At 46.6% G+C, this 22,832-nt stretch carries 25 protein-coding genes; all 25 read left to right on the top strand.

The annotated features are described in order from the left end of the window. The first annotated feature begins 19 nt into the window (after positions 1-19). On the top strand, positions 20-373 hold the full coding sequence (locus tag M662_RS14450) for a phage holin family protein (RefSeq protein WP_008635672.1): 354 nt from the start codon (positions 20-22) through the stop codon (positions 371-373). A 137-nt stretch (positions 374-510) separates the two neighbouring features. Further along, complete coding sequence (gene hprK / locus M662_RS14445; protein ID WP_026578226.1) at positions 511-1,443, top strand: HPr(Ser) kinase/phosphatase; 933 nt, start codon at positions 511-513, stop codon at positions 1,441-1,443. 15 nt (positions 1,444-1,458) lie between these two features. Continuing rightward, positions 1,459-2,295, top strand: coding sequence for a prolipoprotein diacylglyceryl transferase (gene lgt / locus M662_RS14440; protein ID WP_008634040.1), 837 nt, complete (start codon positions 1,459-1,461; stop codon positions 2,293-2,295). Positions 2,296-2,308: 13 nt separating this feature from the next. After that, entirely contained in the window at positions 2,309-3,265 is a 957-nt protein-coding gene (locus M662_RS14435) for a nucleoside recognition domain-containing protein (RefSeq protein WP_026578227.1), read from the top strand. Next, on the top strand, positions 3,240-3,878 hold the full coding sequence (gene ppaX / locus M662_RS14430; protein ID WP_026578228.1) for a pyrophosphatase PpaX: 639 nt from the start codon (positions 3,240-3,242) through the stop codon (positions 3,876-3,878). Before M662_RS14435 ends, ppaX begins: the two co-directional genes overlap by 26 nt. Positions 3,879-3,882: 4 nt before the next feature. After that, positions 3,883-4,413 (top strand): acyltransferase, encoded by a 531-nt coding sequence (locus M662_RS14425; RefSeq protein WP_008634047.1) that lies wholly within the window; start codon positions 3,883-3,885, stop codon positions 4,411-4,413. Further along, complete coding sequence (locus M662_RS14420) at positions 4,410-4,955, top strand: glycerol-3-phosphate responsive antiterminator (RefSeq protein WP_008634049.1); 546 nt, start codon at positions 4,410-4,412, stop codon at positions 4,953-4,955. Before M662_RS14425 ends, M662_RS14420 begins: the two co-directional genes overlap by 4 nt. Positions 4,956-5,078: 123 nt before the next feature. Next, entirely contained in the window at positions 5,079-5,882 is an 804-nt protein-coding gene (locus tag M662_RS14415) for an MIP/aquaporin family protein (RefSeq protein ID WP_026578229.1), read from the top strand. 13 nt (positions 5,883-5,895) lie between these two features. Then, a complete protein-coding gene (gene glpK, locus M662_RS14410) occupies positions 5,896-7,395 on the top strand; it encodes a glycerol kinase GlpK (RefSeq protein WP_008634055.1) in 1,500 nt (499 codons plus the stop codon). A 245-nt stretch (positions 7,396-7,640) separates the two neighbouring features. Next, complete coding sequence (locus M662_RS14405) at positions 7,641-9,308, top strand: glycerol-3-phosphate dehydrogenase/oxidase (protein WP_008634058.1); 1,668 nt, start codon at positions 7,641-7,643, stop codon at positions 9,306-9,308. 120 nt (positions 9,309-9,428) lie between these two features. Further along, the gene (locus tag M662_RS14400) at positions 9,429-10,250 is read left to right on the top strand and encodes a hypothetical protein (protein ID WP_008634061.1); all 822 of its coding nucleotides are present in this window, start codon (positions 9,429-9,431) and stop codon (positions 10,248-10,250) included. Positions 10,251-10,521: 271 nt separating this feature from the next. Further along, positions 10,522-11,703: an ATP phosphoribosyltransferase regulatory subunit gene (locus tag M662_RS14395; protein ID WP_008634063.1), complete on the top strand. Its 1,182-nt coding sequence runs from the start codon at positions 10,522-10,524 to the stop codon at positions 11,701-11,703. Next, positions 11,696-12,334, top strand: a complete 639-nt coding sequence (gene hisG, locus M662_RS14390; protein ID WP_008634065.1) for an ATP phosphoribosyltransferase — start codon at positions 11,696-11,698, stop codon at positions 12,332-12,334. The genes M662_RS14395 and hisG overlap by 8 nt, the downstream gene beginning before the upstream one ends. After that, positions 12,331-13,605, top strand: a complete 1,275-nt coding sequence (hisD, locus tag M662_RS14385; protein WP_026578230.1) for a histidinol dehydrogenase — start codon at positions 12,331-12,333, stop codon at positions 13,603-13,605. Before hisG ends, hisD begins: the two co-directional genes overlap by 4 nt. After that, on the top strand, positions 13,602-14,189 hold the full coding sequence (gene hisB / locus M662_RS14380) for an imidazoleglycerol-phosphate dehydratase HisB (RefSeq protein ID WP_026578231.1): 588 nt from the start codon (positions 13,602-13,604) through the stop codon (positions 14,187-14,189). The genes hisD and hisB overlap by 4 nt, the downstream gene beginning before the upstream one ends. Before the next feature lies 1 nt (position 14,190). Continuing rightward, positions 14,191-14,829: an imidazole glycerol phosphate synthase subunit HisH gene (hisH, locus tag M662_RS14375; RefSeq protein ID WP_008634071.1), complete on the top strand. Its 639-nt coding sequence runs from the start codon at positions 14,191-14,193 to the stop codon at positions 14,827-14,829. A 2-nt stretch (positions 14,830-14,831) separates the two neighbouring features. Then, positions 14,832-15,563, top strand: coding sequence for a 1-(5-phosphoribosyl)-5-[(5-phosphoribosylamino)methylideneamino]imidazole-4-carboxamide isomerase (hisA, locus tag M662_RS14370; RefSeq protein ID WP_026578232.1), 732 nt, complete (start codon positions 14,832-14,834; stop codon positions 15,561-15,563). Further along, on the top strand, positions 15,563-16,321 hold the full coding sequence (gene hisF, locus M662_RS14365) for an imidazole glycerol phosphate synthase subunit HisF (RefSeq protein WP_008634077.1): 759 nt from the start codon (positions 15,563-15,565) through the stop codon (positions 16,319-16,321). Before hisA ends, hisF begins: the two co-directional genes overlap by 1 nt. Beyond that, positions 16,318-16,941, top strand: coding sequence for a bifunctional phosphoribosyl-AMP cyclohydrolase/phosphoribosyl-ATP diphosphatase HisIE (hisIE, locus tag M662_RS14360; protein WP_008634079.1), 624 nt, complete (start codon positions 16,318-16,320; stop codon positions 16,939-16,941). Before hisF ends, hisIE begins: the two co-directional genes overlap by 4 nt. An 89-nt stretch (positions 16,942-17,030) precedes the next feature. Then, complete coding sequence (locus M662_RS14355; RefSeq protein WP_008634081.1) at positions 17,031-18,047, top strand: tetratricopeptide repeat protein; 1,017 nt, start codon at positions 17,031-17,033, stop codon at positions 18,045-18,047. Positions 18,048-18,254: 207 nt separating this feature from the next. Next, a complete protein-coding gene (trxB, locus tag M662_RS14350) occupies positions 18,255-19,205 on the top strand; it encodes a thioredoxin-disulfide reductase (RefSeq protein WP_008634082.1) in 951 nt (316 codons plus the stop codon). Between the two features lie 231 nt (positions 19,206-19,436). Continuing rightward, complete coding sequence (locus M662_RS14345) at positions 19,437-19,907, top strand: 8-oxo-dGTP diphosphatase (RefSeq protein ID WP_026578233.1); 471 nt, start codon at positions 19,437-19,439, stop codon at positions 19,905-19,907. A gap of 21 nt (positions 19,908-19,928) precedes the next feature. Further along, positions 19,929-20,807: an RNase adapter RapZ gene (rapZ, locus tag M662_RS14340; RefSeq protein ID WP_152522225.1), complete on the top strand. Its 879-nt coding sequence runs from the start codon at positions 19,929-19,931 to the stop codon at positions 20,805-20,807. Positions 20,808-20,810: 3 nt separating this feature from the next. After that, positions 20,811-21,764, top strand: a complete 954-nt coding sequence (locus M662_RS14335; RefSeq protein WP_008634090.1) for a gluconeogenesis factor YvcK family protein — start codon at positions 20,811-20,813, stop codon at positions 21,762-21,764. 32 nt (positions 21,765-21,796) lie between these two features. Beyond that, a complete protein-coding gene (gene whiA / locus M662_RS14330) occupies positions 21,797-22,753 on the top strand; it encodes a DNA-binding protein WhiA (RefSeq protein WP_008634091.1) in 957 nt (318 codons plus the stop codon). The last annotated feature ends 79 nt before the right edge of the window (positions 22,754-22,832 follow it).

The raw sequence follows: 22,832 nt of genomic DNA, 5'->3' as shown, positions 1-22,832 counted from the left end.
AAATAGGTAGGTGGATAGTGTGAAGAATTGGTTCCTGCATATCTTGGTGAATGCCATAGCGATCATAGCTGTCGGTGCCCTGTTTGATTCTGTACAAATTGAAGGGGTGGGCGGGGCATTACTCGCTGCGCTGATCTTATCGATCCTGAACGCAATTGTACGTCCAATATTGGTTATCTTGACGCTGCCGATTACGCTCGTATCTCTTGGACTCTTCCTGTTCGTCATTAACGCCATTACACTTTGGCTTACAGATGCGCTGCTTGGCAGTACCTTTGATATTGATGGATTCGGAATGGCAATCATTTCTGCCATCATCATTTCCATTATCAACCTGGTATTGAACAGTCTGATCAAAGATATGAAAAAATAATGTTCTATGGAAGCACGGGCGAAACAGCCTGTGCTTTTTTTATGGATTACTCTGTAGTCAGGACTAAATATTCAAGAATTAAAAAAACATGCTACAATAGGGGACAGTGGTTCACGAATAAGGAGGTTGTTAGAGAGATGAGCAAGGTCCGAACAGAAGATTTATTAGAGCAGTTTAAATTAGAATTGATAGCCGGAGAAGACGGCATTCATCGTGAAATACATATGAGTGATATTTCCAGACCTGGTGTGGAAATGACCGGGTATTTCAAGTTCTATCCAAAAGATCGTCTCCAACTATTGGGCAAGACGGAACTATCCTACTTCAATGAGTTGACACATGAACAGAGAAAAGAGCGTGCCGAAAAACTGTGTACGGATTTGACGCCGGGTATTGTCATTACCAGAGGAATGGATGTACCTGAAGAACTTCGTGAGGCAGCGATTGATGCCGGCGTTCCATTAATGAGGTCGCCGTACAAGACGACACGTGTGATCAGCCGTTTGACAAATTTTCTTGAATCTAAATTCGCACCATTCACCGCAATTCATGGTGTACTCGTAGATATATATGGTATCGGCGTTCTGATTACCGGTCAAAGCGGCGTCGGTAAAAGTGAAACAGCGCTCGAACTTGTCAAGAGAGGGCACAGGCTCGTTGCGGACGATAGTGTAGAGATTCGTCAAGAAGACTACGATACATTGATCGGGAACAGTCCCCCTTTGATTGAACATCTATTGGAAATCCGTGGTCTCGGCATTATCAATGTGATGACATTGTTCGGTGCCGGTGCTGTCCGCAGTTTCAAGCGAATCACTCTTGTCATTGATCTGGAGCTTTGGGATAAGAATAAACAATACGACCGTCTCGGTCTCGAAGAAGAAACGATGAAGATCATGGATGTCGAAGTTCCGAAGGCGACCATTCCTGTACGACCGGGAAGAAACCTGGCTGTTATCATCGAAGTGGCAGCAATGAATTTCCGTTTGAAACGGATGGGCGTCAATGCAGCAGAAGAGTTCTCAGAACGTTTGACTAAAGTGATTGACCAAGATAAAGAGACGGAGTAAAGGAGGAAATACATCATGCAAGTTTGTACACCAGAACCGTTGAATCCGGTGTTCCTCCAGCTCGGTCCTCTCACCATCTACTGGTATGGGTTGATTATCGCCACCGGAGCCTTTCTTGGGCTGCTCATAGCAACAAGGGAGACGGAACGACTTGGTTTAAAGAAAGATTACATGGTGGATATCGTGGTTTATGCGATTCCGGCAGCTATTATCTGTGCCCGTGCCTACTACGTTCTGTTTGAATGGGATCGGTATGCGGGAGGGCCGTGGTGGAAAGTTTTCGCCGTATGGGAAGGCGGAATTGCTATACACGGCGGTTTGATCGGAGCTGTATTAACCGCCTATCTTTATACCCGTGCGAAGAAGCTGTCCTTTTGGCAGATGGCCGACATTGCCGCACCGAGCATCATTCTCGGACAGGCAATCGGACGCTGGGGTAATTTCATGAATCAGGAAGCGCACGGAGGCCCGGTCTCTGAATCGTTCTATAATAATTACATGCAGTATCTGCCCGACTTTATTAATCAACAGATGTGTATCGAAGGGACCGTCTATCATCCTACGTTCCTCTATGAATCCCTGTGGAGCATCATCGGATTCATCTTATTGCTGATTCTTCGTCACAAATTCGATCCTCGTCGAGGGGAAGTTTTCCTGAGCTATGTCATCTGGTATTCCGTCGGACGCTATTTTATCGAAGGAATGCGGACGGACAGCCTGTATCTATTTGCTGAAATCCGCACAGCTCAGTTCATTTCGATCGTGCTGATTGTCTTATCTGTCATTCTGATCATTTATCGCAGGAAGTCAGGAATGGCGGATAAATATTATAGTGGAAAAAAAGTAAAATAAAGGAGCATGTGCCATGATGGGTGTTGCGAAAAGAGGGGCTCGAAAAGGGATCGATTTGACATGGACGTTGGGGAAGGTCATCTTTCCTGTAACGTTGATTGTAACGATTCTTCAATACACCCCTGTTTTACCTTGGGTCATTGATCGGTTGGAACCGATGATGCGGTGGATTGGTCTATCTGGAGAAGCGGCGGTTCCACTTGTTTTAGGTAATGCATTGAACTTGTATGCGGGAATAGCCGCAATCTTGTCATTTGAATTCACGGTCAAAGAAGTATTCATCATGGCAATCATGCTGTCCTTCTCGCACAACCTATTAATTGAATCGACGGTTGCCAAGAAAGTTGGAGTCAGCTGGTGGATCGTTATCTGCGTCCGCGTGGGTTTGGCACTTCTTGCTGCGGTGACGGTCAACCTCGTCTGGAACGGCGGCAGTGAAATCGCCCAATACGGCCTCGCTCCTGAGCAGGCAGCTGATCCGGAAGGCTGGTCAGCAATTATCTTTCACGGAGTTCAGACGGCCTTCATGGGGATCGTCCAACTGGCATTGATTGTTATTCCGCTCATGATTGTCATGCAGTACTTAAGGGAACGAGGGTGGCTCGATCGCTTCTCAGGCTGGATTGCGCCTGCGACCCGCTTCCTCGGTATGGAGAGAAACACGTCGATGACGCTTGTTGCCGGGTTAACGATCGGTCTCGCGTATGGGGCCGGGTTGATGATTCAGGCGGTCAAAGAAGACGGCGTCTCAAAGAAAGATATGACACTCGCAGTGATCTTTCTTGTCTCCTGCCACGCAGTGGTCGAAGATACGCTTGTCTTTATCCCGCTCGGAATACCGGTATGGCCTCTGCTTGTTATCCGGTTGCTCACGGCTGTTATTTTGACTGCGGTCATCGGTTTTGTTTGGAACAGACTACACCAAGATAGGAAGGATTCTACTAATGAGCATACGTACCATTCTCTTTGACTTGGACGGAACGCTGATCGACACGAACGAACTGATCATCGCTTCCTTTACACACACCATTGAGCAATTTGCAGATCGTCCTTACAGCAGGGAGGAAATCCTTGATTTTATCGGTCCGCCTCTTATAGAAAGTCTGAGAAAAGTTAACCCTGATAAAGTACAGGAAATGATTGAAGTTTATCGGGAACACAATGTGGAAAATCATGACAAGTATGTGAAGGCATATGAAGGAGTGGTGGAGACGATTCAGACATTGAAGGAAGAAGGATACCACCTCGGAATCGTCACTACGAAAATGCGTCACACCGTCCAGATGGGGCTGGAAATGACCGGTCTTGCCGGTATGTTCGAAACGATCATCACCCTGGATGATGTCACGAATGCGAAGCCGCATCCGGAACCAATTGTCAAAGCACTCGATCGTTTAGGTTCCAAAGCATCGGAAGCATTGATGGTCGGAGACAACACGCATGATATTGAAGCAGGACAGAACGCCGGCACAAAGACCGCAGGCGTGGCGTGGACAATAAAGGGAAGACGCGTTTTGGATGAGTTAAATCCGGATTACATGCTGTCCAACATGCGCGACCTGCTTTCCATTACAAGGGGTTGAAGGAATGAGGAAGACGGATCGTTATCCGGTGGAAGGCGGCAACTCACTTTGGCACATCTACAAGACCGTTCCGTTCACTAAAGTGGTAAAAAATTTTGTCATTATTCAGGTGGCAAGATACACGCCGTTTCTCGGGTTGAAAAATTGGCTTTATCGGACCTTTTTAAGGATGGAAGTCGGAGGGCAGACGGCATTTGCGCTCATGGTCATGGTGGATATTATGTTTCCGGAGAAGATCCGTGTCGGACGGAATTCGGTTATCGGCTACAATACGACGATTCTTGCTCATGAATATTTAATCGATGAATATCGTTTGGGGATAATTGACATTGGAGATGAAGTCTTGATCGGTGCAAACACGACGATTCTTCCTGGTGTCACAATTGGAGACAGAGCTGTTGTATCGGCAGGGACGCTTGTGCATAAAGACGTTCCTGCCGGAGCCTTTGTCGGTGGTAACCCGATGCAGATCATCTATACGAAAGACCAAATGGAAGAGAGGAACAACATGCAGGGAAAAGAGGAGACGTTATGAGCTTCAGCCAGCCGGTACTGCCCGCTGTTAAGAAAATAAAGGAATTTGAAACGCTTTTGGAAAGTAACACGGATTACATTATTCTTCTGGAGAGCCGGCTCGGACTATTGAGGAAGCTCGTGAAGGTGGGGCAGAAAGCAGGTAAGAAAGTATTGGTCCATGTTGATTTGATTCAAGGTTTGAAGGCCGATGATTACGGCATGGAATACATTGGTCAGGAAGTAAAACCGGATGGTGTGATCAGTACAAGAGCCCATGTCATCCATCAGGCTAAGAAGTATGGCATTCTCTCCGTCCAACGTTTATTTCTGATAGACAGTCAGGCGATAGAACACAACGTGAAGATCATCCAGAAGACATCCCCGGACTATGTGGAAGTTTTACCGGGTATTTTGCCGGGTATGATAAAAGAGATTAAGGATCGTATAGGAGTTCCGGTGATTGCGGGTGGTTTGATACGCACAGATGAAGAGGTTGAGAAAGCGCTTGCGTCCGGAGCTTCAGCTGTTTCCACCTCACGTTCAGAATTATGGAAGTTTTAGCATCACGAATACATACCACCTTTCGTGAGGGGACAGACGGATCCACACAATCATTAGCGTGACTAATATTGTGTGGTTTTTTTGTTCGATCTGTTCAATAGGAGAAAGGGGATGTCGTTGCATATGACGGAATTCGTCGGGGAACTGATCGGGACGATGATCTTGATTATTTTTGGTGCCGGTGTCATCGCAGGTGCTAACTTAAAAGCAACAAAGGCCGATGGGAATTGGGTGTTGATCACCATCGCGTGGGGGCTTGCGGTAGCTTTAGGTGTCTATGCTGTAGGAAGGATCACCGATGCTCATATTAATCCAGCGGTGACGCTCGGATTCGCTATTGTCGGAGATTTCCCATGGTCAAAGGTGCCACAGTATATCACCGCTCAAATGATTGGTGCCTTCATTGGTGCTGCAATTGTATATTTTCATTACCTGCCCCATTTCAAAGATACAGAGGACCAGCTTGCTATAAAGTCTATTTTCTGTACGGATCCCGCGATTCGGAGCCCAATCTCCAACCTTGTCAGTGAAATGATTGGAACATTCGTATTGGTGATGGGATTGTTATTCATAGGTGCCAATGATTTCACGGATGGTCTGAATCCGCTTATTGTCGGATTATTGATTGTAGCGATCGGGATGTCGCTCGGTTCTACAACGGGATATGCCATTAACCCCGCCCGTGATCTTGGACCGCGGATCGCTCATGCGGTTCTTCCAATTCCGGGTAAAGGCGGGTCGGACTGGGGGTATGCCTGGATACCAGTGCTTGGTCCTGCAATCGGCGGTATGTATGGAGGATTGTTTTATAAAGCCATTTTTGAGGGCGAACCAACGATCGTTTTCTGGGTCGGGACAATCCTTGTCGGTGCCATCCTGCTCTCATCCATGAGGGTGGAATTAAGAAAAGCGGCTCAAGTCAATTAAAGGAGTGATGAAGATGGAAAAATATATTTTATCGATCGATCAGGGGACGACCAGTTCACGAGCAATTTTATTCAATAAAGAAGGCGAAATCGTGGAGACCGGTCAAAAGGAGTTTGAACAATATTTTCCTAAGCCGGGCTGGGTGGAGCATGATGCCAATGAAATCTGGACATCTGTGCTTGCGTGTATTGCAGATGTACTTAGAAAATCGGATGTCGAAGCGGATCAAGTAGCCGGCATCGGTATAACAAATCAGAGGGAAACAACCGTTGTGTGGGACAAGAATACAGGGAAGCCGGTCCACAAGGCAATTGTATGGCAGAGCAGACAAACGCAGCCGATCTGCAATGAGTTAAAAGAGCAGGGACATGAACCGACGTTCCGTGAAAAGACGGGGCTGCTTCTCGATCCCTATTTTGCCGGTACGAAGGTCAAATGGATTCTCGACAATGTAGAAGGAGCACGTGAAAAAGCGGATCAAGGAGAGTTGATGTTTGGAACGATTGACACGTGGCTTATCTATAAGTTGTCCGGGAAGGCGGCTCATGTAACGGATTATTCCAATGCTTCCCGGACATTGATGTACAATATTTTCGATTTGAAGTGGGATGATGAACTCCTTGAAATTCTTGGTGTTCCGTCCAGTATGCTTCCGGAAGTAAAAGAATCATCAGAAGTCTATGCAGAAACGGTGGATTATCACTTCTTCGGAAAAAATATTCCCATTGCCGGCATAGCAGGCGATCAGCAGGCAGCTTTGTTCGGGCAGGCTTGTTTTGAGAAAGGCATGGCTAAGAATACCTATGGTACTGGTGGATTCATGTTGATGAATACCGGAGAAGAGGCGGTTAAGTCCAATAACGGCCTGTTGACCACAATTGCCTGGGGGTTGGATGGAAAAGTGGAATATGCACTGGAAGGGAGCATTTTCGTCTCCGGTTCTGCTATTCAGTGGCTCAGGGACGGACTGGAGATGATCGAATCATCTCCTGCCAGTGAAGAAATTGCCGGCAGTGTCAACTCGACGGAAGGTGTGTATGTCGTACCTGCCTTTGTAGGATTGGGAACGCCGTATTGGGATAGTGAAGCACGAGGAGCTGTGTTCGGACTGACGCGCGGAACAACGAAAGCCCATTTTGTACGTGCAACTCTCGATTCTCTTGCGTATCAGACGAAAGACGTCGTTGATGCAATGGTGGAGGATTCCGGAATTGAGTTGAAAAAGCTGCGTGTTGATGGAGGAGCGGTCAAAAACAACTTATTGATGCAGTTCCAAAGTGATCTTCTGAATGTTACGGTGGAGCGTCCGAGAATTAATGAAACGACGGCTCTTGGTGCTGCCTATTTGGCGGGACTTGCGGTAGGATTCTGGGAAGACCGTAAAGATATAGATTCCCAATGGGAAATGGAGCGGGAGTTCGACCCTGCCATGAAGGAAGAGAAGAGGAAAAAACTTTATCAAGGCTGGCAGAAGGCTGTGGAGGCGACAAGGGTGTTTAAACAGGAAGAGTAAAGCCTTTGACACACGTATGAGCGTAGGATATAATATACCCATAAGTTAATCAAATTGGTCGGAGATACGGAGAGACCACGAAACTTTATGTTTATACATAAAGGTGTTCGTGGTCTCTTTTTTTGTATTCTCCTACGGAAGAGACGGCCGCTCGATGAGCAATCGGACACATATTTGGGCCCGTTTTAGGGAATACCCCTATCAGACCGATTAAATTGAACATCAATGGAAGAAGGAGAGATCGTATGCAATCACTTTCTAGTTATGAAAGACAGGATCAATTAAATCGTTTGGCACAGGAAGAGTGGGATGTTCTAGTAATTGGTGGAGGTATCACCGGTTCCGGAATCGCTTTAGATGCGGCAAGCCGGGGAATGAAAACAGCTGTCGTAGAAATGCAGGACTATGCAGCAGGTACATCCAGCCGTTCGACAAAGCTCGTTCACGGAGGGTTGCGTTATTTGAAGCAATTTGAAGTGAAGATGGTCGCTGAAGTAGGGAAAGAAAGGGAGATCGTCTATGAGAACGGTCCACATGTAACGACTCCTGAATGGATGCTGCTGCCGTTCCATGAAGGCGGTAACTTCGGTCCGTTCTCCACGAACATCGGTCTGCGGGTATATGACTACCTGGCAGGTGTTAAGAAATCAGAACGCCGTACCATGATGAGTGCGGAAGAAGCGCTTAAACGTGAGCCTTTGATTAAGAGTGAGGGGCTGAAAGGTGCCGGCTATTATGTAGAATATAAAACAGACGATGCCCGTTTGACTCTGGAAGTCATGAAGAAAGCAGTTGAACACGGCGCCTTGTCTTCGAACTATACGAAAGTTGTTGATTTCATTTATGATGACGGCGGCAAACTTGCCGGTGCTAAAGTCGAAGATACAGTAACGAATGAACAGTACCACGTGAAAGCGAAGAAAATTATTAATGCAGGTGGTCCGTGGGTAGACGAATTACGTGAAATTGATGGTTCCAAAAAAGGGAAGACCCTTCATTTGACGAAAGGTGTCCACCTTGTGTTTGACCAAGCCAAGTTCCCATTGAAACAGGCGATTTATTTTGATACGCCGGACGGCCGCATGGTCTTTGCCATTCCTCGTGATGGAAAGACCTATGTGGGTACAACAGATACGACGTATGACGAAGATATTGCGCATCCGACTATGACAGAAGATGACCGAGACTATATCTTGAATTCTATTCATATGATGTTCCCGTCTGTAGAAATTAACGCCAATGACGTGGAATCCAGCTGGGCCGGTCTTCGTCCGCTTATTCATGAAGAAGGAAAAGATCCGTCTGAAATCTCCCGTAAGGATGAAATTTTCGTTTCGGATTCCGGGCTTATTTCCATGGCCGGAGGTAAACTTACCGGTTATCGTAAAATGGCACAGACAGCCGTTGATCTTGTTCGTGATCAATTGACGGAAGAGTACGGCATTCGTTACTCTGATTCAGAAACGAAACATATGCCTATTTCCGGTGGGGAAGTCGGCGGATCCAAAGGCTTTAAGAAATTCAAAGAAGAACGGATGAAAATTGGAGATTCCATCGGCCTGGACGCTAAAGTAGCGGATAAATTGATCCGCCTGTATGGTGCTAATGTCGATAAGGTTTTCCAAAACCTTAAGAATCGCAGGCAGGAAGCGGAACAAGCCGGCGTGGATCCTGTTGTATTCGCTCAGCTTACGTACGGATTGGAGAATGAACTGGTTATGAAGCCGGTCGATTTCTTTGTCCGCCGTACAGGTGCCCTGTTCTTTGATATCAACTGGGTACATGAGCACAAGGATTCCGTTATTGAATACTTGACGACTGCACTTGGGTATTCCGAACAGCAGAAACAAGAGTACACGAAAGAACTGAACCTTCTGCTTGAAGAAGCAGTTAAACCGGTGGAGTTTGTATAAAGACCTGCTAAAGAAGCCTCTCCAATTAGGAGAGGCTTTTTTGTTAACAACAGTCAGTTTTCAGCGAAGTGGAACCTTTCTCTAAGTCAAACCGTAGAAACAGTTAGAGGAGGGATACATATGACGAGTGTAGAGGAACTTATTAAAAAGGATGCGAAACGCCAACTGCTGGCAGGGACGGTGCTGTCCATATTAGCGGTTCTTTTCCTTGTTGAACTATTTTGGTACCGGTCTGTCTCTATTGCATTCATGGGTTTATACTCATTCGCTTTCACGCTGGGCGGAATCGGCCTTTTGCGAACTGGTTTTGTTGATTGGAAGAAAGCAAAGAAAACGGATATGCATGTCAAGGCTGACGAAACGTCCTTGACCATTGAGAGGGTCCCAGGCAGGATGTATGTCGGTCAGAAAACATTAGATTCCGCCCATGCGGTGCTGGTGGATATGGATGGAGCCGTATATGCAGAAGCAGAGGAAAGGAAACTGGGGAAGTATCCGCTTTGGAGAAAGCTTTCTGTATTGCTTTCTGTGTCTGACATTCGTTCCTTTGAATGTGAAGTGACGGACAGAGAAGGAAACCTCTTGTACACGATGGAGAAAAAAGGAGGATTTGCTTGGCGAGGGTACGTTCAGAACCATGCGGGTGAGTACGTCGCTTATACCAAAGAAACAAAAGACCGGGAATCCGGGAAACGTACGATTGTCTATGTCGGGACGGATAATAAGCGCTGGACTGCAGAAGGGGATGCCTTTATCGGTCATTTTCTTGTTAAAGATCAAGCTGGTAAGGAATGGGCAATGATCAAGCGTGGTGCGATCCCTTCGGAAGCGGCGGACCGGTTTGAGAAGATGCCCGGCTGTTTGATTGAGTGGAAAGAGAGGGGGAAGATTCCAGCCTCTTTAATTGCTTTCTTATTTTTAATGAATACAAGGGAAAGATAAAAGAGCCTTTCTTAATGGAGGGGCTCTTTTTCTGTGCTTCGAGAAAAGGTTAACAGAAGGCAATAAATATAATCCATTTTTAGCAATAAACGAGAAAAGCGTCTATTTCAAGCATATTTTTATGATAAGATGTCGTATTTACAGAAATATTTCGACATTTTCTGCTATCATTGATGAATAAAAGCAAAAAAAGGAAAAGATGTTTGACGCACTATCTTTATTTTGTTAGCATGTTAGCAGACTAAAGGATTTGGGGAAAGGATGAGTTCCGTTGGTTAAACGTCTAATGTTTGAAAAACCTTTAGGGATGCGAGACACGCTGCCCTTCTTTCATAATCAAAAAACGAATGCACGTAAAAAATTAGCCGATACAATCTTATCTTATGGCTATTCTTTTATGGATACGCCGATCATGGAATATCACGAAACAGTTGGAAAAGTGAGTGCTACGCTTGATACACAATTGTTCAAGCTTCTCGATCAGCAGGGACACACGTTGGTGCTGCGCCCGGATATGACCGCACCAATTGCAAGAGTGGCTGCATCCCAGCTTAAAAACTCAGAGTTCCCTCTCAGGCTTGCTTATGATGGACCGGTGTTCCGTGCGCAACAGACGGAAGGCGGGAAGCCTGCCCAGTTCGAGCAGGTAGGCACGGAGCTGATTGGTGATCATTCGTCATATGCCGATGCGGAAGTAATCGCACTACTCGTCGAATCTTTGAAACGGACGGGGCTGCAGGACTTTGTCGTTACAGTCGGGCATATCGGCTATGTGAAGGCATTTTTCCAGGACCTCCTCGGAGAAGAGCAGGAAACAATGGAAAAGCTCTTGAATTACTTATACCGTAAGAATTATGTGGGATATAGAGAAGCGGTCAAGGAACTTACGATCAGCGGGGATAAGCAGGATGCTTTGCTCCAGCTTTTAAACTTGAAGGGCGGAGAAGAAATATTCGATGCAAGCCGGTCCCTTGCCCGTAATCAATCATGTATGCAGGCGGTAAATGAATTGAAGCAGTTATTCCGACTGCTCAAACAATATGGCGTCGAACGCTACATTCATTTCGACCTGAATTTGATCAGCCATATGGACTACTACACAGGAATTCTATTCGAAGGGTATGCACCACACATAGGTGCGCTGCTCTGCAACGGCGGCCGATACGATACACTGCTTCCTTCTTTCCAGCTGAATGCATCAGCTACAGGCTTTGCCATTCACCTGGAACGTCTAGTGGAAGCATTGGACGAGAGGGAAGGAAGCGACGAACGGGTAGGAATCATTGTCGATGATGACAGCTTTCAGAAGGGTCTTTCTCTAGCTTCTGACTATCGGGAGACGGGGAGAAAAGTATTGCTTCAGCATATGGATCAAATCCCGGATATTCAAGCATTTCGTAAGGAGTTAGCAGAAACGGTGGATGTAACGAAAGGTGGTAGCGGGAATGAGTAAACCATTGACGATTGCCATGCCGAAAGGACGTATTTATGAAGAAGCAGCGGAACTAATGAAGCGGGCAGGTTATGAACTGGGCGCCGATCTTGATGAATCAAGAAAATTGATTTTGGAGTTTCCTGATGAGAATATCCGAGTGATGATGGCAAAACCGATGGATGTCGTGACTTATGTCGAGTACGGGGCAGCAGATATCGGCATCGCCGGCAAGGACGTCCTACTTGAACAGGACCGGGATGTATATGAAGTTCTCGATTTGAAAATCAGCCCTTGTTACCTTGCTGTTGCTGGTCTTCCTGATCAGCCGCTCAGCAGAATTGCTCCAAAGATTGCGACTAAGTATCCCAAAGTCGCTTCCGACTATTTCCGTGAACAGGGAGAACAGATAGAAATCATTCCGCTTAATGGTTCCATCGAACTGGCACCGCTGATCGGTCTCGCTGATCGAATTGTCGATATTGTATCGACAGGTCGTACGCTTAAGGAGAACGGTCTGATCGAATATGAAAAAATCACAGAAATTACGTCCCGTTTAATTGTGAACCCGGTCAGCTACCGACTGAAAAGTGAGGAAATCGAACAGATGGTTACCAATTTGAGTCTGGTCATGGAAGGAGAAAAGGCATGAAGATAGTAAAGAAGAGTGACCGGATCTCCTTGAAGCGAAGTGTTGATCAAGGAACAGAAGAGCAGCGGAAGACGGTGCAGTCTATCATCCAGGATGTTAAAGTCATGGGGGACCAGGCACTTATAGACTACACACAAAAGTTTGACGGTATTATGCTGAATTCCATCCAAGTGTCGGAAGCAGAATTCGAGGAGGCTTACGAATCGCTAGAGGGCGGGTATGTAGAAATCTTGGAAGAGGCAGCGGCAAATATTCGCCGATTCCATGAAAAGCAGCTCCCGAATTCATGGTTTGACACCACGCAGGACGGTTCGATTCTCGGCCAGAAGATTACAGCAATCGCAGCAGCAGGTGTGTATGTGCCGGGAGGGACAGCTGCCTATCCATCTTCTGTTTTTATGAATGTCATTCCCGCGCAGGTAGCCAGAGTGGAACGTATTGTCATGGTCACTCCTCCTGGAAGTGATGGCAAAGTGCCGGCGGGTGTCCTGGTCGCGGCGCGTATTCTGGGCGTGGATAATGTGTTCAAAGTGGGCGGTGCCCAGGCGATTGCGGCATTGGCATATGGAACAGAAAGTTTAGCTCCTGTTGATAAAATAACCGGTCCCGGCAATATATACGTGGCTCTTGCGAAACGGGAAGTTTTCGGGGATGTGGATATCGATATGATAGCTGGTCCCAGTGAGATCGCCATCCTCGCTGACGACACAGCGTTTCCGGGTGAAGTGGCGGCCGACCTCCTTTCCCAGGCGGAACATGATGCGCGATCTTCAAGCGTGCTTGTAACAACAAGTGCAGCGCTCGCAGAAGCTGTAAAGGAAGAAGTGCGGACGCAGGTTAAAGTGCTGCCAAGGTCAGATATTGCCAGAAAGAGTGTAGAAGACTACGGAATGATCATCATTTGTGATACATGGCAGGAGGCCGTGGATACGGTGAATGAAATAGCACCGGAACACCTGGAAGTTCTAACAGAGGATCCGTTCCGCGACCTTGCTCTGATCAAAAACGCCGGAGCCGTCTTTTTAGGTCCTTACAGCTCGGAACCTGTCGGGGATTATTTTGCTGGACCCAACCACGTGCTTCCGACGAACGGTACAGCCCGGTTCTCCAGCCCTTTGACGGTCGACGATTTTCTAAAGAAATCCAGTGTTATATCCTACAGCGAGGCAGCCTTGAAAAGAAATGCAGATAAAATTGCCCGCTTTGCGCGTCTTGAAGGTCTCGAAGGTCACGCCAGAGCAGTAGAAATCAGGAAGGAGCGGTGGAAATGACGAGAAGTGCAGCAATTGAACGTACGACAAGAGAAACAGATATCCGACTGGAATTGAATATAGACGGGCAGGGGAAAGCGGATTTGGATGTGCAGGTGCCCTTTCTGTCACACATGCTGGAGCTGTTTACGAAGCATGGACTATTTGACTTAAAGGTGGATGGTAAAGGGGACATCGAAGTGGATGATCACCACTTGACCGAAGACATAGGCATCTGCCTTGGACAGGCACTGAGGAAGGCTGTCGGGGATAAGTACGGGATGAAGCGCTACGGGTCTATGACGCTCCCTATGGATGAAACGCTTGTAACGGTGGCTGTTGATTTGAGTGATCGACCGCACTTGGAATGGAGAGCAGAACTTCCCAAAGATAAGGTAGGTACATTTGATACGGAGAACGTCCATGAGTTCTTCTGGAAGCTTGCAGTCGAAGCGCGGATGAACCTACATATTGTTCTGCACCACGGCATAAACACCCATCACATTATCGAAGCTATGTTCAAAGCGCTTGGGCGAGCCTTGGATGAAGCAACGACCATTGATCCGCGTGTGAAGGGTGTGCCGAGTACGAAAGGAAGTTTGTGAAATGATCGGAATAATTGATTATGGAATGGGCAATTTATTCAGTGTTTCCAAGGCGCTGGAGCGAATCGGTGTCGACTATTGTATCGGAGACCGTCCCGAACTGCTGGAAGGTTGCGACGGCTACATACTGCCGGGTGTGGGAGCCTTCCCAGATGCGATGAAAGCTCTCGATCTTCATGGGTTCATCCCATTCATCAAAGCGGAGGTATCGAGAGGTGTTCCGTTGTACGGGATCTGTCTTGGTATGCAGCTGCTATTCGAATCCAGTGAAGAGGGCGGATGGACGGAGGGTTTAGGCCTCTTTCCAGGAACCATCACCCGTTTTCCAGGTGTAGATGAAGAAGGTAAGTCTTATAAGGTTCCTCATATGGGATGGAACGAGCTTGATATTCACAAGCCGGGCGAGCCTCTCCTTGCCAATGTGAAAGCGGAACATGTCTACTTTGTCCATTCTTATGTGGCCAGGACTGAAGCCAGGGAAATTCTTTATGCGACTTCCGACTATCATGTCGAAGTTCCTGCGATCATCGGTAAAGAAAATCTCGTTGCAAGTCAATTCCATCCGGAAAAGAGTGGGCGGGCAGGGATGCAGCTGCTCGAGAATTTTTGCAAAGTAATGTGTAAACAGGGAGTGGTATAATCATGACTTTCACTATATACCCGGCCATCGATATGCGTGGCGGCAAGTGTGTTCGTTTAGAACAGGGGGACTTCGCAAAAGAGACGATTTATGGCGAGAACCCTTTTGAAGTAGCAAAAGAGTTCGCGGAAGCCGGTGCATCATGGATCCATATGGTGGACCTTGACGGTGCCAAAGCGGGTTCAAGAAAGAACGCGGAATATGTTATTCGTACAGCCGAAGAGCTCGATTGTCGTGTCCAGATCGGCGGGGGCATCCGTACGGAAGATGATGTACGCTACTACTTGGATAAAGGAGTTGACCGTGTCATTATCGGTTCACTTGCCGTCAGCGAAACAGAAGCCACGAAGCAACTGTTGAGGAAATACGGCGGAAGGATTGCCATCGGTCTTGATGCAAGGAATGGCTTCGTTTCTACAGCCGGATGGCTGGAGCAATCCAAGGTTCGTGCGGTGGATTTAGGTAAAGAGCTGGCCGAAGCAGGAGCGGAAACGTTTATTTATACGGACATTGCTAAAGATGGAATGCTTTCCGGACCAAATACGGAAGAAATAGCCCGGCTTGCCGTAGAGACCGGTGTTAATGTCATTGCTTCCGGTGGAATTAAAGGACTGGATGATTTAACAGAACTGAAAGAATACAGCGATAAGCACGTAGTCGGTTCTATAATCGGTAAAGCGCTATACACGAATCAATTCACTTTGCGTGAAGCATTAGAAGTGGAGGAGGACTGATGTTATCGAAACGGATCATTCCATGTTTGGATGTAAAAGAGGGACGGGTTGTCAAAGGTATCCAATTTGTCGACATCCGTGATGCCGGTGATCCTGTGGAACTGGCGAAGGTGTATGATGAACAAGGAGCGGACGAACTGGTCTTCCTTGACATTTCCGCAACCCATGAAGGGAAGAAAACGATGATTGACGTCGTAAGGGCTGTCGCTTCCGAGCTTGCGATACCGTTCACTGTAGGTGGCGGCATTCGCACCCTTGAAGATATGAAGGAGACGCTTCGGAACGGCGCGGACAAGGTGTCCCTTAATTCCGCAGCAGTATTACGGCCGGATTTAATACGAGAAGGTTCAGATTTTTTCGGCAGTCAATGCATCGTGCTTGCCATTGATGCAAGGTATGACGAAGAAGCGGGAGACTGGAGGGTTTACACGCACGGCGGGAGGACACCGACAGACTGGCTTGTGACCGAATGGGCGGAAGAAGGAGTTCGACTGGGTGCCGGTGAAATCCTCCTTACTTCCATGAATAAAGATGGCGAAAAAACCGGATTTGACCTTCCGCTATTGAAAGCTGTTCAGCAAGTCGTCTCCGTTCCTGTTATTGCTTCCGGAGGAGCGGGGCACGCCGAACATTTTCATGAAGTATTCACGGAGGTCGATGCAGACGCTGCCCTGGCAGCTTCGATCTTCCATTATAAAGAAACATCCGTAGCAAATGTGAAAACCTATTTGAAGGAAAAAGGAGTGCCGGTGCGATGAATATGAGCGATGTGAAGTACGATGAAAAGGGCTTGGTCCCTGCGATTGTCCAGGATGCAAGATCTAAAACTGTATTGACACTTGCTTACATGAGTGAAGAATCTTTGAAAGAAACCCTTCGTAAAGAAGAAACGGTGTTTTACAGTCGCTCCAGAGAAGAACTTTGGTACAAGGGTCAGACTTCCGGGAATACGCAGCGTGTAACAAGTATCCACTATGACTGTGATCAGGATGCCTTGCTCGTACAGGTTATCCCGGCTGGTCCTGCCTGTCATAAAGGGGACTACAGCTGTTTTTCAGAGGAACTGACAAACACAGGCGTAGAGCCTAAAGAAGAGCGGTATCAGATTCTTGATACACTGCAGACGATTCTTGCAGAACGGAAAGCATCACTCCCTGAGGATTCTTATACAGGGCAGCTGTTTGCAGAAGGCATCGACAGAATCGCTAAGAAAATAGGAGAAGAAGCCGGGGAAGTGATTATCGCAGCGAAGAACGACGATCCGAAAGAACTGGCTATGGAATCGGCCGATCTTCTGTTCCACTTGATGATGGTTCTGACGGATTGTGGTGTTCCTCTTGATGAAGTGCTGAAAGTGTTGGAGCAGAGACACTCCTGATTTTGTTACCTTTTTCTCCTATTTCTATATCGACATTTATGTTATACTGCATAACTAGTGAGATTGGAAACGGAAATAGGGGGACAGTCATGACGACATCACTAAAAGAAACAGCGGCACAAAAGGATACGAATATTATCCCATTTCTTCCATCAGGGTCGTTTTATTTCACCCATGGGATTCAGGCTTTCAAAAAGCGTCGTTTCAGTGCTGCTGTGAAGTGGCTGAAAAAAGCGATGGAAGCTTCTCCCGATGAACCGCTCTATCAGTGCCAACTTTCTGTCGTGTACACGGAAGTTGGTTCTTATCATGCTGCCAATCAGGTATTGACGGAAGTGTTGGCGCAGTTCGGCAAAGAATATGTCGATTGTTATTATTTGATGGCGAACAATTATGCACATCTTGGTCTTTTAAGTGACGCGAAGAAGTATGTAGAAACCTATTTGGAACAGGCAGAGGACGGAGAGTTCGAGGACGCTGCCTTACAGCTTCGGGACATGTTGGATAACTTAGAAGAAGAGGACGAAGAAGATGATTGGGCATTTGAAGATGAAGATGAACTTCTTATCTATCAGGAGACAGCTTTTTATCACCTAGAGCACGAAGAGTGGCCTCAGGCATTGAGTGTTCTGGAGGAAATGATGGAATCATTTCCGGAATTTTCGCTTGCGAAGCATAAATATGCCTATGCATTATTTATGAACGGCGATCAGGAGGCGGCTTTGGAATTTGAACGTTCGATATTGGAAGAAGATCATTCTAACATCCAAAGTTATGTGAATCTGGCCGTCTTTTTATTAAAACAGGGAAAGACGGAGGAAGCGATGAATTATGTCCGTCTGCTGCGTAATGTTTATCCGATGCATGAGCAACAGAAGGTGGCAATTGCCGAAATTCTTACAAGGGCGGGCCACTATCAGGAAGCCGTGGATCGGTTCCGTCTATTGAAGGATAGACAAGTGACTCGACGGAGAGGCTATTATAAATGGTACAGCATTGCTGTATATCATACAGGCAACCCTTCCAAGGCCCTTCAGCTTTGGGAAAAAGGCTGCAAACAGTTTCCTAAGATGGCGGATGAAGGCGGACCGTGGGAAGAGGTATAATAAATATCCTGCGGCTTCCCTTCCTGCATACACGGACATAAGCTGAGCGCTTCTGTGAAGTCCAGTCCTTCACTGCGGCGCTTGTCTTATGTCGATGCGGTTTTGCAGTCCGCTTATTTAAGCACATTGATGGACGGGTTGCACTTGATTTATTATGATTAAGACATCAGACAACAGTGTCTATGCTAACGAAGGAGTGGATAATCAATGACGGAAGAACGTATTTATGATGTAATCATTGCAGGAGCCGGTCCTGCTGGAATGACTGCTGCCGTATACGCTTCCCGTGCCAACCTGGATACGCTTATGATTGAACGCGGCGTACCCGGCGGTCAGATGGCAAACACGGAAGATGTAGAGAACTATCCTGGATATGAAAGCATTCTTGGTCCGGACCTTTCCAATAAAATGTTCGAGCACGCGAAGAAATTCGGTGCGGAGTATGCGTACGGAGATATTAAAGAAGTTATAGACGGCAAGGAATATAAGACGGTCCGTGCCGGTAATAAGGAGTATAAAGCCCGTGCTGTCATCGTGACGACCGGCGCCCAGTATAAAGAACTAGGTGTACCGGGTGAAAAAGAGCTCGGAGGTCGTGGTGTGTCCTATTGCGCGGTGTGTGACGGAGCTTTCTTCCGTGATAAAGAACTCGTCGTTGTAGGAGGCGGAGATTCCGCTGTAGAAGAAGGGGTATATCTCACTCGCTTTGCCAGCAAAGTTACGATTATACACCGTCGCGATGAGCTTCGTGCACAGAAAATCCTTCAAGACCGTGCATTTGATAACGATAAGATCGAATTCATCTGGGATACGGTTGTTAAATCCATCAATGATAAAGACGGGAAAGTGGGAAGTGTCACACTTCACAACAATAAAACAGGCGAAACGCAGGAATTTGATACGAACGGTGCATTCATTTATATTGGAATGAATCCTCTGAGTAAGCCCTTTGAAAGCCTTGGGATTACGAATGAACAAGGGTATATTGAAACAGACGAAAACATGGAAACGAAAGTTCCTGGTATTTTTGCAGCCGGGGATATTCGTGAGAAAGAGCTGCGGCAAATCGTCACTGCGACTGGTGACGGCAGTATCGCCGCTCAATCTGCGCAGCACTATATCGAGAACCTTTTAGAAGAATTGAAAGTGGTCAATTAACACAGCTTTTTAACGCATGTGTAACACGTGTGAAACATTCACTTGTTATGATGAAATCAAGCAATTGACCCCCCTTTAATAGATTTTTCCATCAGGCACAGGTGCATGTCATCTGTGCCTTTTTTTTGCGCTTTGGACCAGGCGTATCAATCCAATCATTGTGGGCGTCTGTGTATTCATTGTATAATGGGGGAAGATGCCTTTTCAGAAAGAAACAGAGGTGACTGGAGAATGCAACGTGTAGCAAACTGTGTATTACATGTGAATGATTATGTACTGTTATTGAAAAAGCCGCGCCGAGGATGGTATGTAGCACCGGGCGGGAAAATGGAAGCAGGCGAAAACATCAAAGATTCAGCTGTCCGTGAATTTTGGGAAGAGACGGGATTGACCGTCACAGATCCTGAAATGCGCGGTTCTTTCACGTTCGTCATGCGTGAAGAAGGAACGACCGTTCAGGAATGGATGATGTTCACTTTTTACAGCACTTCCTATACAGGAGAACTCCTTGAAATCAGCGAAGAAGGTGAACTGGAGTGGGTACACGTAGACGACGTGCTTCAAAAGCCGATGGCTGAAGGAGACCGGGAAATTTTCCGCCATCTTCTCAACAGTAAGGAACAAGTATATGGAACATTTGTATATACGACGGACTTCCAGTTGCTTGATAAGGAACTGGACCCGTCTCAGCCTGAAAAATGAGGAGCGATGCAAACGATGCATATGGATACAGATGAAACGCAGTTAGTCATTATCACAGGAATGTCAGGCGCAGGAAAAACTGTGGCTGTTCAAAGTTTTGAAGATCTCGGTTTTTTTTGTGTCGATAATTTACCACCCGCTCTCCTTCCAAAGTTCCTGGAACTGATGAAAGATTCGAGCAATAATATACAAAACGTGGCTCTTGTCATGGATCTGCGTGGAAGAGAATTCTTTGATTCCTTATTTGACTCGCTGGACCGGCTGGGTAAAGAAGAGTGGTTGCAGGAGCATATTCTATTTCTCGACGCAGAGGATCAATCACTTGTGTCCCGCTATAAAGAAACAAGGCGTTCTCATCCACTTGCGAAAGACGGGCTTCCCCTTGAAGGGATAAGGAAAGAACGTAAGATGTTGGATGAGCTTCGGGGAAGATCTCAGAAAATCATTGACACCACCACATTAAAGCCTAAAGAATTACGTGAACAAATCATAGAGAACTATCGTCAGAGAGAACAGCAGGTCTTTTCTGTCCAGATGGTGTCGTTCGGTTTTAAGTACGGGGTGCCTATTGATGCAGATCTAATGTTTGACGTTCGTTTTCTCCCAAACCCCCATTACGTGGAACACATGCGTCCTCTAACCGGATTGAATACAGAGGTGTCTTCGTATGTTTTTAAATGGTCGGACACTCAGAAATTCCTTGAGAAATTGAAGGATCTTCTCCAATTCATGCTTCCCCAGTATAAAAGGGAAGGAAAGAGCCAGCTCGTAGTTGCGATCGGTTGTACAGGCGGTCAGCACCGCTCTGTCGCATTGGCCGAGCATTTGTGCGAATATTTCTCCTCAGACTTTGTCACCCACGTGACTCATCGAGACATTGAGAAGAGAAAGGGTCGGTAAGGGATGGATAAGAAAACGAAACCACGCGTCGTCGTCGTAGGAGGCGGGACTGGAATGCCGGTCTTGTTACGCGGTTTGAAGTATCTGCCCATTGATTTATCCGCAATTGTTACCGTAGCAGACGACGGAGGCAGCTCGGGGCGTCTGCGGACGGAAATGGCAATCCCGGCTCCTGGTGATATTCGAAACGTGGTAGCTGCGTTGTCGGATGCAGAACCAATGCTTCTGGAATTGTTTCAGCACAGATTCTCAAATGGGAACGGCTTATCCGGTCACTCTATGGGAAACCTTTTACTGGCTGCGATGGCATCGATGACCGGGGACTTCTATCAGGGTATTAAAGAAATCTCCCGGGTGCTGAATGTGCGCGGAAACATATACCCGATCGCCAATCATTCGATGAGCCTGCATGCAGAAATGGAAGACGGAACCATTGTTACAGGTGAATCGCTCATTCCTAAGCAGAATAAAAGGATCAAGAAGGTGTTTGTAAGCCCTACACCGGTGCAGCCACTTCCGGAAGCGGTCGAAGCAATCAATGCTGCAGACTTGATTGTCATCTCTCCGGGGAGCCTGTATACCAGTATCCTTCCAAATATCATCATCCCGGAAATTGGAGAGGCATTAAGGGAAACGAAAGCAAAAGTGACGTATATCTGCAATGTGATGACCCAGGAAGGGGAAACTTCCGGTTATACGGCAGCAGATCACATCCAGGCACTGTTCGATCATATCGGTGAAGGTGTACTCCAGTCGGTCATTGTCCATAATCAGCCGATTGATCGAGGTGTCAGGAAGGCATACGCCGAGGAAAATGCAGAACCGGTAGTTTATGACATCGATCGGATCAAATCGATGGGAATAGAAGTAATAGAAGAAGACATCATAGACAGGAGCAAGCCAATGCTTCGTCATGATACAGAGAAAATTGCCCGTTTACTGCAATCCATGCTTTAAACGGTAACTTCTCGACAAAGGGGGTGGACATCATGTCATTTGCATCAGAAATTAAGAAAGAATTGACGAATGTAGAGTCGGATACACATTGCATGGAATCAGAATTGGCGGCTTTAGTGAGAATGAACGGGACGTTTTCCTTCTCAAATCGAGAATATATCCTCGATGTCCAAACGGAAAATGCGGCTATTGCGAGGAGAATCTATACGCTCATCAAGAAGCTCTATCCCTACCCGGTAGAACTGCTTGTTAGGAAAAAAATGCGTTTGAAAAAGAATAATGTCTATATTGTCAGGCTGACGGAGAATGCGAAAATCGTTCTGGAGGACTTGGAAATATTAAAGGGGCCGCTGTCGATAAATCCTGAGATTCCCGAGAAGTATTTGCAAGAAACCTGCTGTAAACGTGCATACTTGAGAGGCGCATTTCTTGCAGGGGGATCTGTTAACAATCCAGAGACATCTTCCTATCACTTAGAGATTTACTCATCCGATGAGGAACACAACGAAGCGTTGTGTACGTTGATGAACAGTTTCGGTCTTCATGCACGCACTCTGAGCAGAAAAAAGGGCTATATCACGTATTTGAAAGAAGCAGATAAAATTACAGAATTGATTAGTAACATCGGAGCACACCAGGCTTTATTCAAATTCGAAGACGTACGTATTGTACGCGATATGCGAAACTCGGTGAACCGTCTCGTCAACTGCGAAACGGCGAATTTGAATAAAACGATCGGTGCAGCGTTCCGTCAGGTAGAGAACATCAAGTTCATAAAACGTACGGTTGGTTTAGAAGCTCTTCCGGATAAACTCCAGGAGATAGCTATGCTTCGGCTTCAATATCAGGAAGTTTCCTTGAAAGAACTGGGCGAGTATGTCTCGGGTGGTGCCATCAGCAAATCAGGAATCAATCATCGTTTACGGAAAATAGACGAGTTTGCTGAAAAGGTACGCAGAGGAGAAGTTGCAGAAAACTCAAGAAACTGATGTAAGCTTAACAAATCCGTGATATAATATTAGGTAATCCAACGCTTTCATAATTTTGGAAAGCGTTCTTTTTTACACC

Source organism: Bacillus sp. SB49 (assembly GCF_000469135.2).
Lineage (GTDB): Bacteria > Bacillota > Bacilli > Bacillales > Halobacillaceae > Halobacillus.
Note: the sequence above shows the minus strand (reverse complement) of the source record. Positions and strands in the feature narration are given on the sequence as shown.

Excerpts from the sequence above, each read along its gene's own strand:
- hisH (WP_008634071.1), top strand. The coding sequence starts at position 14,191 with ATGATCGGAATAATTGATTATGGAATGGGCAATTTATTCAGTGTTTCC.
- M662_RS14355 (WP_008634081.1), top strand. The coding sequence starts at position 17,031 with ATGACGACATCACTAAAAGAAACAGCGGCACAAAAGGATACGAATATT.
- M662_RS14415 (WP_026578229.1), top strand. The coding sequence starts at position 5,079 with ATGACGGAATTCGTCGGGGAACTGATCGGGACGATGATCTTGATTATT.
- glpK (WP_008634055.1), top strand. The coding sequence starts at position 5,896 with ATGGAAAAATATATTTTATCGATCGATCAGGGGACGACCAGTTCACGA.
- M662_RS14405 (WP_008634058.1), top strand. The coding sequence starts at position 7,641 with ATGCAATCACTTTCTAGTTATGAAAGACAGGATCAATTAAATCGTTTG.
- hisF (WP_008634077.1), top strand. The coding sequence starts at position 15,563 with ATGTTATCGAAACGGATCATTCCATGTTTGGATGTAAAAGAGGGACGG.
- M662_RS14335 (WP_008634090.1), top strand. The coding sequence starts at position 20,811 with ATGGATAAGAAAACGAAACCACGCGTCGTCGTCGTAGGAGGCGGGACT.
- M662_RS14400 (WP_008634061.1), top strand. The coding sequence starts at position 9,429 with ATGACGAGTGTAGAGGAACTTATTAAAAAGGATGCGAAACGCCAACTG.
- M662_RS14425 (WP_008634047.1), top strand. The coding sequence starts at position 3,883 with ATGAGGAAGACGGATCGTTATCCGGTGGAAGGCGGCAACTCACTTTGG.
- whiA (WP_008634091.1), top strand. The coding sequence starts at position 21,797 with ATGTCATTTGCATCAGAAATTAAGAAAGAATTGACGAATGTAGAGTCG.
- hisD (WP_026578230.1), top strand. The coding sequence starts at position 12,331 with ATGAAGATAGTAAAGAAGAGTGACCGGATCTCCTTGAAGCGAAGTGTT.
- hisIE (WP_008634079.1), top strand. The coding sequence starts at position 16,318 with ATGAATATGAGCGATGTGAAGTACGATGAAAAGGGCTTGGTCCCTGCG.
- M662_RS14435 (WP_026578227.1), top strand. The coding sequence starts at position 2,309 with ATGATGGGTGTTGCGAAAAGAGGGGCTCGAAAAGGGATCGATTTGACA.
- lgt (WP_008634040.1), top strand. The coding sequence starts at position 1,459 with ATGCAAGTTTGTACACCAGAACCGTTGAATCCGGTGTTCCTCCAGCTC.
- rapZ (WP_152522225.1), top strand. The coding sequence starts at position 19,929 with ATGGATACAGATGAAACGCAGTTAGTCATTATCACAGGAATGTCAGGC.
- trxB (WP_008634082.1), top strand. The coding sequence starts at position 18,255 with ATGACGGAAGAACGTATTTATGATGTAATCATTGCAGGAGCCGGTCCT.
- hisB (WP_026578231.1), top strand. The coding sequence starts at position 13,602 with ATGACGAGAAGTGCAGCAATTGAACGTACGACAAGAGAAACAGATATC.
- M662_RS14345 (WP_026578233.1), top strand. The coding sequence starts at position 19,437 with ATGCAACGTGTAGCAAACTGTGTATTACATGTGAATGATTATGTACTG.
- ppaX (WP_026578228.1), top strand. The coding sequence starts at position 3,240 with ATGAGCATACGTACCATTCTCTTTGACTTGGACGGAACGCTGATCGAC.
- M662_RS14420 (WP_008634049.1), top strand. The coding sequence starts at position 4,410 with ATGAGCTTCAGCCAGCCGGTACTGCCCGCTGTTAAGAAAATAAAGGAA.
- hisG (WP_008634065.1), top strand. The coding sequence starts at position 11,696 with ATGAGTAAACCATTGACGATTGCCATGCCGAAAGGACGTATTTATGAA.
- hisA (WP_026578232.1), top strand. The coding sequence starts at position 14,832 with ATGACTTTCACTATATACCCGGCCATCGATATGCGTGGCGGCAAGTGT.
- hprK (WP_026578226.1), top strand. The coding sequence starts at position 511 with ATGAGCAAGGTCCGAACAGAAGATTTATTAGAGCAGTTTAAATTAGAA.